The 1,632-nt window shown below is 75.7% G+C and carries 1 protein-coding gene; it reads left to right on the forward strand.

From position 1 onward, the window contains the following. Positions 1–1,632, forward strand: a 1,632-nt coding sequence (gene priA, locus HW578_RS26285; protein WP_198373656.1) for a replication restart helicase PriA, incomplete at both ends; no start/stop codon positions are given.

A 1,632-nucleotide genomic window follows, 5' to 3' on the forward strand; every position in this document is an offset into this window, starting at 1 on the left:
CAGGCCGCCGGAGTAGCCCCCGCCGTGCTGCGCGGCATGGCCGATGCCGGGCTGGTCGAGCCCGCTTCGCTGCCGCGCCGCCCGCGCTTCGCGCCGCCCGATACCGCCCGCCCGGGGCCGAGCCTCGGCGCCGAGCAGGACCAGGCCGCGGCGGCGCTGCGGGAAGCGGCGGGCATGCGCGGCTTCGGCGTGACGCTGCTGACCGGCGTGACCGGATCCGGCAAGACCGAGGTGTATTTCGAGGCCATCGCCGCCTGCCTCGCGCAGGGCCGCCAGGCGCTGGTGCTGCTGCCCGAGATCGCGCTGTCAACGCAATGGCTCGACCGCTTCGCCGCGCGCTTCGGCGCCGCCCCCGCGCTGTGGCATTCCGAACTCACATCCCGCACGCGGCGCGAGACCTGGCGCGCCGTGGCCGAGGGCGAGGCCCCGGTGCTGGTCGGCGCGCGATCCGCACTTTTCCTGCCCTTCCCCGATCTCGGCCTGATCGTGGTGGACGAGGAGCACGAGACTGCCTTCAAGCAGGAGGAAGGCGTGGTCTACCACGCGCGCGACATGGCCGTGGTGCGCGCGCGGCTCAGCGAGGCCGCCTGCGTGCTGGTCAGCGCCACGCCCTCGCTGGAATCGACGGTGAACGCGCAGACCGGGCGCTATGCCGCGCTGCACCTGCCCGCCCGCCACGGCGGCGCCGAGATGCCGTCGGTCGAGGTGGTGGACCTGCGCCGCGACCCACCCGAGCGCGGCCGCTTCCTGAGCCCCCCGCTGGTCGAGGCGGTCAGCGCCACCCTGGCGCGCGGGGAGCAGGCCATGCTGTTCCTCAACCGTCGCGGCTACGCGCCCATGACGCTGTGCCGCGCCTGCGGCCACCGCATGCGCTGCCCCAACTGCACCGCCTGGCTGGTCGAGCACCGCGCCGCGCGCCGCCTGCAATGCCACCATTGCGGCCATGTCGAGGGCATCCCCGAGGCCTGCCCGAATTGCGGCGCCGCCCATTCGACCGTGCCGATCGGCCCGGGCGTGGAGCGCGTGCTCGAGGAAGCGACCGCGCTCTGGCCGGAGGCGCGGCGGCTGGTGATGGCCTCCGACACGATCCCCGGCCCGGCGGCGGCGGCGGCGGCCGCGCGCGCCATCCAGGACCGCGAGGTGGATTTGGTGATCGGCACGCAGATCGTCGCCAAGGGCTGGCACTTCCCGCATCTGACGCTGGTGGGCGTGGTCGATGCCGATCTCGGCTTGGCGGGGGGCGACCTGCGTGCGGCCGAGCGCACCTTCCAGCTGCTGCACCAGGTCGCCGGGCGCGCGGGGCGCGAGGAACGGCCCGGCCGCGTGCTGCTGCAATCCTTCGCACCCGAGCACCCGGTCATGCAGGCGCTGGTGGCCGGCGACCTCGACAGCTTCATGGCGGCGGAGGCGGAGGCGCGGCGGCCGGGCCACTGGCCGCCCTTCGGGCGCCTCGCCGCGCTGATCGTGAGTGCCGAGGAGGAACGCGCGGCGGATCGCGTCGCGCGCGACCTCGGCCTCGCCGCGCCGGGGGGCGACGGGGTGGAGGTGCTGGGGCCGGCCCCGGCGCCGCTCGCGATCCTGCGCGGGCGGCACCGGCGGCGGCTGCTGCTCTGGACGCGGCGCGACATCGCT

Origin of the sequence: Roseomonas rosulenta (assembly GCF_016106005.1) — a bacterium.
GTDB lineage: Bacteria > Pseudomonadota > Alphaproteobacteria > Acetobacterales > Acetobacteraceae > Neoroseomonas > Neoroseomonas rosulenta.